Annotated in this window: 9 protein-coding genes; 7 read left to right on the forward strand and 2 right to left on the reverse strand. The window is 66.7% G+C overall.

Annotated elements, in window-relative coordinates:
* Positions 1-52: 52 nt before the first annotated feature.
* Positions 53-2,131 carry a helix-turn-helix transcriptional regulator gene (locus AADR41_RS29010; RefSeq protein WP_342284360.1) on the reverse strand — a complete coding sequence of 693 codons (2,079 nt, stop codon included), beginning with the start codon at positions 2,129-2,131 and terminating at the stop codon, positions 53-55.
* Positions 2,132-2,542: 411 nt separating this feature from the next.
* Here AADR41_RS29010 and AADR41_RS29015 point away from each other — a divergent pair, with 411 nt between their 5' ends.
* From AADR41_RS29015 to AADR41_RS29035, 5 genes are all read left to right on the forward strand, one after another.
* Positions 2,543-2,704: a hypothetical protein gene (locus AADR41_RS29015; protein WP_342284361.1), complete on the forward strand. Its 162-nt coding sequence runs from the start codon at positions 2,543-2,545 to the stop codon at positions 2,702-2,704.
* Positions 2,705-3,588: 884 nt separating this feature from the next.
* Positions 3,589-3,900 carry an ArsR/SmtB family transcription factor gene (locus AADR41_RS29020; RefSeq protein WP_342284362.1) on the forward strand — a complete coding sequence of 104 codons (312 nt, stop codon included), beginning with the start codon at positions 3,589-3,591 and terminating at the stop codon, positions 3,898-3,900.
* A gap of 336 nt (positions 3,901-4,236) precedes the next feature.
* Complete coding sequence (locus tag AADR41_RS29025) at positions 4,237-5,451, forward strand: MFS transporter (protein WP_342284363.1); 1,215 nt, start codon at positions 4,237-4,239, stop codon at positions 5,449-5,451.
* Positions 5,452-5,859: 408 nt separating this feature from the next.
* The gene (locus tag AADR41_RS29030; protein WP_342284364.1) at positions 5,860-6,777 is read left to right on the forward strand and encodes a hypothetical protein; all 918 of its coding nucleotides are present in this window, start codon (positions 5,860-5,862) and stop codon (positions 6,775-6,777) included.
* Positions 6,778-6,924: 147 nt separating this feature from the next.
* Positions 6,925-7,404: a GNAT family N-acetyltransferase gene (locus AADR41_RS29035; RefSeq protein WP_342284365.1), complete on the forward strand. Its 480-nt coding sequence runs from the start codon at positions 6,925-6,927 to the stop codon at positions 7,402-7,404.
* 210 nt (positions 7,405-7,614) lie between these two features.
* Here the strand turns inward: AADR41_RS29035 and cpt are convergent, their stop codons facing one another.
* The gene (cpt, locus tag AADR41_RS29040) at positions 7,615-8,136 is read right to left on the reverse strand and encodes a chloramphenicol phosphotransferase CPT (protein ID WP_342284369.1); all 522 of its coding nucleotides are present in this window, start codon (positions 8,134-8,136) and stop codon (positions 7,615-7,617) included.
* Positions 8,137-8,348: 212 nt separating this feature from the next.
* Here cpt and AADR41_RS29045 point away from each other — a divergent pair, with 212 nt between their 5' ends.
* Both AADR41_RS29045 and AADR41_RS29050 read left to right on the forward strand, forming a co-directional pair.
* On the forward strand, positions 8,349-8,696 hold the full coding sequence (locus tag AADR41_RS29045) for a hypothetical protein (RefSeq protein WP_342284366.1): 348 nt from the start codon (positions 8,349-8,351) through the stop codon (positions 8,694-8,696).
* Between the two features lie 243 nt (positions 8,697-8,939).
* A partial coding sequence (locus AADR41_RS29050) for an NADPH-dependent FMN reductase (RefSeq protein ID WP_342284367.1) occupies positions 8,940-9,478 on the forward strand: 539 nt, incomplete at its 3' end.

Raw genomic sequence — 9,478 nt, forward strand, 5'->3', positions numbered from 1 at the left:
TTGGCCATGAGCGTGACAGACCCCACCAAGATCGGGTAGGGAAATACAGTCTTCACTCCATGATCTCCTTGGCGCGAGGAACGTCCACCTCAATACACGACATGCCGGCGGTCACCGGGTGACTCGACACATCGGTGACTCCCCTGAAAACAGCTCTTGTCGCCCCGTCCCGAAAGAGCAGGTTTCCACTCTTCGTCAACTCACAATTTCGCTCGGGAACCAGTACGCCGGCCCACTTGACCGGGATGTTCCCACCGGATCTCACCACGAAGCGCGCAACCGGGGAGAGAACCCAGGCGGCATCCCGTTCCGGAAGCTTTACGGTCACCCGAACATGCCAGGCACCACTCTCGGAGACTTCCCCCTCGACAGTGTGCACTGCAGGAAAACCTTGAGATCGAGGCTTCTTCGGTGCGTCCAAGGTCAACAAGTCTCGTAGAATCTGCGGCCCTTCATCGGTATCCCCCTCCTCCTCCTGCCCCTTCAACAAGTCCCGGACTGTCTGTTCCGCGGCCTTCTTGAAGTTCAAAATGCACTGACGAGCACCTCGAACATATGTCGCCGTGAGATCCTCGGTGCCGGTCCAGTCATTGTGGTCCGGAGGTTCGGCAGCACGCAGGAACTCTTCTGCGGCTGCCGCGTCCGGGGAACTCCCGGCAGCCTGTCCCGCGAGAAGCACCGCCTGAAATCGGCGATGCCCCAGTGGAAGATCATTGACCTTCTTGTCCCTGACCACCATGCGCGTGGCTCGCATGAAAGATATGCGGTCGGGCCTGACATCGTCCTCCGACGTGGGGGTCACCAACAGGACTGCCGAGTGGGATTCCGGACGCGCGGTGTGACCTTCCTGAGGCTCCTTGCGCGCGGGCAATTTCAAGAGAACCGCCGCTTCCAGTACATCGTCGCGAGCGGTCAGCTCCGAGGTCGTGCGCCCGTCCAGGAAGGCTTTGACCGCACGGGATCTGGCCGGCTCGTATACATGGGGATCAATGGTGCGCTCGGGCCTTACGACCCGACCGTCCCGCCAGGCGGCGACAGACGCACGCAGCAGCGGCCCCGCCTGCTCGCCTCCGACCATGGATGCCCAGAAGTTGTGTGCAACCCCCGCCACGAGCTGGTCGTACATCTCCTCCAGATCTTCAGTGACGCCGGACCCGTCGTAGGCGCCGACCACGAGGAAGGAAGTTCCGGGGGAAGGGTCGACCCTTTCCAGATACAGACTCTCGGTCGTCGCGCCGTCGGCCCACCAGGACCGCGCCGAGTTGTTCCGGTCCCTGTCTGTCGTGCCGAACCAGGCCGGCCCTGCGAATTCTTCACCGCCCAACGCATGCCAAGGAAGTTCGAGCCTTCCAGCCATCCGTCGCTCGTGACGGCCGTCCTGCGGTTCGGACAATGTGCTGTTGACCAGCACCAGACCAAACCGGCTCGCCGCCCAGAGAGCCGCTTTGCCAAGGCCGTAGGATCCGCCCTGCGCGCCCATCTTTCCGCTGTCCAGCGTCCGCCGAACCACGCGCGCGAAGCGGCCGTCTCCGTACTCCGGCCCGGTCAGCCCGCTCGCGTTGTAGTCGTCAATTCGAAGCAGGACAAGGCGTCCGGTCCGCTCCAGCTCGTTGAGACCGTCGATCAGGACCCGGCCGGCCTTCTGCCTGCGGTCCGCGGCTTCCCGCAGGTGCCCTTCGATCGAGTCCCACCGCAGGGCCGAGAGGAAGTCCTTCAGGTGCCTGCCGGTCAACTCGTGAAGCACGAAACGGGAGGTGACAGGCAGACTCTGCCCAACCCGCTCGTCGAGACTGTTCTGCGTCGCCTCGCGAGCAAGTACCTCAAGGTTCGCAGTGAAGGCATACGCAGCCACGTTGCCCCCCATCCTGCTGCCGTCCTCCGGCGCCTTCTGGAAGACCCACTCCAACTCGGTGCGAGTCGACTCCGGCGGACGACGACTCACCGCATCCTCGACGGCCACTCCCAGCGCTTCGGCGATAGCTGCGATCTTCTCGTACCGAGGCTCAGTCCGCCCCTGCGACCACCCGTTCACCGCCGCAGGGGTCACCCCCACCGCGTCGGCCAGTTCCTTCTGCGACATCTCTCGCCGGCGCAGCATTCCACCGAGCCACTCCGCGAAGTCCTGCGTCACTCCCGTGCTCCTCTCCCCTTCTGCACCCACAGATGGTACTGCGCAAACTTCATCGACTCCATGAGAATGAAGATTCCTAGCATCACCGCTTGCACATAGCGGACATATTGCCCATATCGAACCTTCGCCCTTTCGGAAATCCGAAGAGAGTCACCAGTGCGCAGCCACGGCAACCGTGAACAGGTGTACGATCCTGGGTCATGCGGCAGCGCGGGCCACCCGCTGGCGCGAAATTCGAGCCTGAAAGATCACCGCGAGGGGGTGCGTGGTTGCACGGCAAGCGGTCACGGAGAATGCCCGAAATGCCCCTTTAGGGGCCATTGCAATGATTAAGACCTATCTTGGAATTGATGGGTATTGGCAATCATTCGCACGAACAGTCATTAAATTCCGGAGAAAGGATTCTTGCGCGTGACCGCGAAGAAGATGGTCGAGTACAGCGTCTCCGTGCCTGCCGACCGCAAGGCATCGATTCACGTCGATCACGCACCCGGTGGCACGGTCGGCAGCGTCGAAATCGATGACGTTCGCTGCGACTGGACGTCTCGGACGTACGAGGTCGACGACGAATGACGTGGGCAGCCCGGCTGATGCCTGCCCGTCGCCCGTCCACGCCCGAACCTGAACGACTCCACCGGTCGCTGCAGTGAATACCGGGCCGGCGAGGGAGGTCGTCCATCCCTCCTGGCTCGGCTTCACGTCTGCCTCCCCGAACAGGCATGCACTTACCGACGTCGGCACTCCAACTCACGACACGTCACCCGGACGTCGTGCACGTCGGCCGATCGTCATGAAGAAGAACAAGGAAATCGACGACACAGACTTGCGTTCGACCACCTGCGTGCACAAGCGCTGAACATGGCCGCGTCGTCGACCTTGATCGAATGTGTTCGCAAGGAGATGTAGCACTTTCGATTCCTGGCCTCCTCTCCGCCGGCTCAAGTCGTCCGACAACAACGCAATCGGCGCCCAGCGTCAGCGTGCGTCGAGGCTCCCTCGCGCCCGCGTGATCACATGCTGTGCCTCGGTTCCGAACACCGCGGAATCGCTCAGGTCCTGCCGCACGCATTGCATGTGGTGATGGTGTCGGTGCAGTCCAGCCACAGTTCGGCTTGCCCGACCTCGGTGACCGCGAGGCAGCCGTCGAAGCATCGGAAGCCGCCGGCCAGAGGAACCTTCACTGTTGTGTGAAGGGGAAATTCCGAGGTCGACGGCGTCCATGCCGATGACGCCCCGCCAGGTAGTCCAGCCGGACGGCGAGCACGCGGGAGCGGCTCAAGGTGTACAGCTCGGCTTCCCACAGCGGCACGGGGAGTCGATTGCCCGGGCGGTACGGCTGCTCCTGCCCCAGGGCCTCCGGTCGGCCGGCGTCTCAACGGCTCGGTGGAGGGGCTCGCGACTTGACTTGGCGCTACATATCGCGAAAACTAGATACATACCTTCGAGAGGTGAGACCAATGGACCCCCTGACTGTGCACAAGGCGCTCGCCAATCCCGCGCGGCTGCAGTTCATGCAGTGGCTGAGGGAGCCGGAGAAGTACTTCGACGAGGACTCCTACCGGCAGCAGGATCTCGGATTCCACATCGGAGTGTGCGTCGGTGACATCCAGAAGCGAGCCGGGCTGGCACAGTCGGTGGTTTCGGGGTATCTGCAGACACTGAAGGACGCCGGGCTGCTCATCTCGGAGCGCGTCGGGAAGTGGACGTACTACCGACGCAACGAGCCGGTGATTGCCGAGTTCGCCGCGTACGTTCGTGACGAGCTGTAGTTCACCCGGTCCCGAGTAGGACAAGCCGGGACGTCCTGCTTCGACCGTTCGGCGAGCCCGCCCACCATTTGCTCAGTCCCACCACCACCGCCGGCCTGCGTCGCCACCACCGGCACCCTGCCCCTCTCTCCTGCGACCACACGATACGAAGCATGCCCCGAGGCAAGGCGTCCTCGATCTCGACGTCCCGTAAGTGACCTGGATTTCAAGGCCGTTGATGGCGTCCTGCCAGCCATCCTTGATCCCGGTCCGCGCTTTCGTCGCGACATCGAAACCCGTCCCCATGATGCAATGCATCTACTTTTCTAGATTTCATGAAAGGTGTCGAACGCTCCGATGAGAAAGACCTCTCTCACCGTCCTGGTACTCGCCCTGGGCGTATTCGGGATCATCACCACCGAGATGGGCATGGTCGGCGTGCTCCCTCAGGTCTCGGCCGAGCTCGGTGTCACGCCGTCCACCGCCGGCTGGCTCGTCGGGGTGTTTGCGCTGGTCATCGCGGTGTCCGGGCCGTTCACCACGCTGCTCGCCTCCGGCATCGACCGCAAGAAGGTGCTCGCCGCCGCGATCGCGGTGTTCGCCGTCTCCAATGCCGTCTACGCGCTCACCACGCAGTACGAGGTGATGCTCGCCTTCCGGGTCATTCCCGCGCTCTTCCATCCCGTGTTCTTCGCGGTCGCGCTCGCCACGGCTGCGCGGTTGGTGCCCGCGAAGGACGCGACCCGGGCCACGACGACCGTGTTCGCGGGGGTCACCGTCGGCTTCGCGTTCGGTGTGCCGTTGACCTCGTATCTCGCCGAGCACCTGTCGCTGTCTTCGGCCTTCTGGTTCGGTGCGCTCGTCAACCTGGTCGCGTTCCTGGGCATCCTGCGGTTCGTTCCGTCGATGCCAGTCGGGCAACGGATGTCCTACGGTGCGCAGTTGAGCATTCTCAAGCGTTCCCGGATGTGGCTGACCATCGCCTCCGTCGTCCTCGTCTTCGCGGCGATGTTCTCGGTCTACGGCTACTTCGCCGAGTACCTGGGCCAGGTCACGCACATGGACGGTACGTGGGTCAGCGCCATGCTGATGGCGTTCGGCATCGTGATGATCCTCGGGAACTTCGCATTCGGCAGCCTGCTGCGACGCAATCTCGTCCGCACCGTTGTCGCCTACCCGGCACTGTGTCTGCTGGTCTACGTACTGCTGTACGCCGTCGGTCCGCTGTTCGCGCCCATGGTCCTGGCGGTCCTGGTGTGGGGTGCCGTGCATTCGGGCGGGCTCATCGTGAGCCAGAGCTGGCTGGGGCGGGACGCCAGTGACGCGCCGGAGTTCGGGAACAGCCTCTTCATCTCGTTCTCCAACCTCGGCATCACCATCGGCACCGCGGTCGGCGGCTGGGTCCTGGCGGAGTTCGGAGCCCGTCAACTCGCCTGGGCCGGCAGCGGATTCGCGGTCGCCGCGCTGATCGCAATGGCGCTGCGGCTGGGTCTCGGGGCGGAGCGGGGCGGCGAGCGGCAGGCCGTGCCGTCCGAGCCCGGCGCGCAGGAGCTCGGGGAGGTGGGAACCTGACGCGACCCGTGGGAGCGGGGGCGGCGAGAGGTGACGAGGAGGCGGTCCGGGGCGGTGTGCTCCGGACCGCTTTCTCGTCTCTGCGGGTCCGGGGCGGTGTGCTCCGGACCGCCTTCTCGTCTCCGCGGGTCCGGCGGATGGTGGGGCGCGTCGATGGCAATTCGTGGGGGCGACCGATGACCCGGGGTGGTACGGGGGTGCGGGTACGGGGGTAGGGGTACGGCCAAACGAGTGTCTCGCGCGCCAACTACGGGGCACACCGCTCCGCCGTTCAGGAGACTGTCGGCCAGTGCTGACGGCGCTTCACGGAACGCCATAGCGTACGGGTGATTTCCGGCCACAACACAACACCCCTTACCCTGCGATACATCGGTCACCAACGGTCGGCCGGGACAGAAGGGCGACAACATGACCTCCGAGACCAACACACTGGTCACCATCGATGCCACAACTACCTTGCTGGAGGCGGAACTTCCCCGACTTGAGCAGCACCAGCAGAGCCTGGAGAAGGAACTCTCGACCGTCACCGAGCGCCTGGAGTCGGTGCGTACCGCGCTGACCGCACTGCGCGCCCTGTCGGCTTCCCCCGCCACCGCCCCCGCAGCCACCGCGAGTGCCGTCGCGGCCGAGGACGTCAAGGCCGAGGACGCCGAGAGCGCAGCGGCTGCCGAGGCCGGAGCGGGGAGCGTTCCGGCTGCCCGGATTCCGCAGCAGGCGCAGGATTCCGTGGACTCCGTCGCACAGGCGGAGGCCCCGCAGGAGGAGGCGGCCGCGACCACCCCCGCGCGCCGCACCGCCCGCAAGGCGCCCGCCGCGCCCAAGGGTCGCAAGCAGGCCGCGGCCAAGCCGAAGACTCCCCGCGGCCAGGCCAAGAAGGCCGCCGCCAAGCCCGTCGAGGAGGTCAAGGACGCCGAGGACAGCAAGGGCGCCGAGGGCACGGAGGCCGCCGCACCCGCCAAGGCGACCAGGGCCACGAAGGCGACCCGGACGGTCAAGGACACCAAGTCCGCCGCACCGGCCAAGGCGACGAAGGCCGCCAAGCCCGCGAAGGCCCGTGCGTCGAAGAAGGCCGCGGCCACCGCGACCGCGTCGGCTTCGGCCCCCGCACCGGCTGCCGACGACAGCGGCAGCCTCACCGAGCTGACCATGAAGGTGCTCGCCGACGCCGGCAACAAGCCGGTCCGTGCCCGTGACGTGACGAAGGCCCTGGGGCGCGAGCTCACCCCCAACGGCATCAACACTGTTCGCAGCACCCTGGACCGGCTCGTCGCCACCTCCCGGGCCCACCGCGCCGGCCGGGGCCTCTATCAGGCCCCCGCGAACTGACCCTCGTACAAGGGGAGTTCGCTGGATGCCCGGTTCCGCCGTTACGGCGGCGCCGGGCATCCCGGCGTTGTGGACCAGGCGACGCCAGGGTCACTGAAGGCGGATATCCGTTCGATGCGGCGCTGCATTCGCCCTTAGGTTGCGCGCATGTCTTCATCACTGCGGCTCGAAAAGATCACGGCGGACAACGTCGAGGCCGCCTGCCGACTGCATGTACGGCCCGACCAGGACGGACTTGTGAAGCCGGTCGCCTGGTCACTCGCCCAGGCCTACGCGACCCCCGACATCGCCTGGCCCCGGCTGATCCTCGACGGCGAGCGGCCCGTCGGCTTCGTCATGGCCTTCTTCGACGTCCGCTTCTACCCGGACGATCCGGACGACAACAGGCTGCGCTCCGGACTCTGGCGGTTGAACATCGCCGCCGGCCAACAGGGCCGGGGATACGGCCGTTTCGCCGTGGAAGCGGTGTGCGAGGAGATCCGGCGACGGGGACAGACGCGGGCGACCGTGAGCTGGGTTCCCGGCGAGCACGGGCCCGAACAGTTCTACTTCAAACTCGGGTTCCGGCCGACCGGGGAGACGAGCGGGGACCAGGTCGTCGGTGAGCTGGAGCTCGGCGACGCGTAGTGCCGCGGTGCGCCAAGCCGGGGTGTGTAGTGCCGCGGTGCGCCATGCCGTGGTGCGTAGTGCCGGGGTGCGCCAAACCGGGTTGCGTAGTGCCGGGGTGCGCCAAGCCGGGGTGCGTAGTGCCAGGGTGCGCCAAGCCGTAATGGGGCGTGCTGTGATGGGGCGTGCTGTGGCCGGAAATGATCAGTGGGGGCGGTGGGCCGGGCCTCGTCACACGATGTGAGCTGCGATGATCCGCGCACACTCGATGGGCTCGCGCCGCGTCGTGTCCACTTCCAGGTCGTAGGTCACACCTTGGTGGACCAGTTCCGCCTGTGCTGCCGCCATGCCGGGTACGCGATCGCCCCGCGCGATCTCACGGGCGGCGGCGACGGCGCTCTCGCACCGGACTCCGACCCACAGCACCCCGAGTCCGCCGAGCGCCTTCCGCCACCGTTGCTGGGACTCCGCACCGCCGAGGAACACCTCGTCCACGATGATCCCGGCGCCGGCCCGGGCCATCGCGGCGACGCCCTCGATCCATGCCGCCTCCACCGTACGGAACTCCGTACCGACGACCACCTCGCCGTCCGGCGCGAACTCGATGCCCGCGTCCGACTCGGTCATGGACGCGGGCATCGCCTCGATCAGCGTGTCTACGCCGAACGTCAGCCATGGATCCGGCAACACCTCCTGGAGGCGCCGGGCGATGCCTGACTTTCCGGAGCTGGAGCCGCCGTTGAGCACGATCATCTGTGTCTTCACCGAGCCACGGTAAAGCCCGGCAGCGGGGGCAGCCGGGCACCTCGGTCAACACGGTGGAACCGGTACATGACCCGCATGGCCGTCGGCAGAACCGATTCAGCAGCTCACGTCCGGGTGACGGAAACCCATATGAGGCCGTCATCGCAGGTAAACGGCTCAGACTTGGGCCGGTTCCGTCCCCCCGCACAAGGAGTTCCCCCATGCGTCTTCGTTCCACCGTCGCTGCCGCCTTCGGCGCGCTCGCGCTGCTCGTCGCCGTTCCGAGCTCGGCCGGCGCGGCCACCGGGGACTTCTCGTACACGTACACCGGTCTCGACGGCTCGCCGCAGGTGGGCTTCCTCTTCGACCCGCCGAGCCGGATGTGCATCACGCTGCCCGAGGTCGCCGATCCCAACTCGTCGTACCCCGCCCACACCCCGCAGAACTTCACCGACTCCAGCGCGACCGTCTTCACCGGTCCCGACTGCGAGGGCGACTACTTCACCCTTCGGCCCCACGGCGGCCACGCCAGCAGCCGGCTGAAGCTCCGCTCGGTCGTCTTCAGCTGATCCGTCGCAAGTCGGCCCGGTCACAAGCCGGTCCTGTCGCAAGCCAGTCCTGTCGCAAGCTGCTCCCGTCGCGCCGTGAGCCGTGCGCACCACGCGACCCCCACCCCGGTACGAGCCGCCCCGCGCCCGTGCCGGGGTGGTGCCGTGCCGGGGGCGCGTACTGGGGGAGTACGTAGGCGTTTGCGGGAGTGCTTTCGAGGGCGCGTACGGGAATGGGGTGCGGGCTGTGGTGGTTGAGCGGGTATGCCGAGACCACCCGTGATCCTTCTGCTGTCCGGAAGCCTGCGCAGCGGTTCCTCCAACGAGACCGTGCTGCGCACCGCGCAGGCCGTGGCTGCCCCGGAGGTGCGGACCGTTCTCTACGGCGGCCTCGCGGCGCTCCCGCACTTCAACCCCGACGACGACACGGACCCGCTGCCGGGGCCGGTGGCGGAGCTGCGTGCGGCCATCGACGGGGCGGATGCCGTTCTGGTCTGTACGCCGGAGTACGCGGGGACCTTGCCGGGGGCGTTCAAGAACCTGCTGGACTGGACGGTCGGCGGCACCGAGATCTGCGACAAGCCGACCGCCTGGGTGAACGCCGCCGCCCCCGGGCGCGGCCAGGGCGCGGAGGCCACGCTGCGTACGGTGCTGGGCTACACCGGCGCGGACATCGTGGAGCCCGCCTGCGTACGGATCTCCGTGGGCCGTGACGCGGTCGGACCGGACGGGATCATCAACGAGCCGGGCGCCCGCGAGCAGCTGGGGCGGGTGCTCGGGCTGCTGGCGGGGCGGGCCGCGGA

Origin of the sequence: Streptomyces sp. CLV115, from assembly GCF_038448545.1 — a bacterium.
In the GTDB taxonomy this organism is placed as follows: Bacteria; Actinomycetota; Actinomycetes; order Streptomycetales; family Streptomycetaceae; genus Streptomyces; species Streptomyces sanglieri.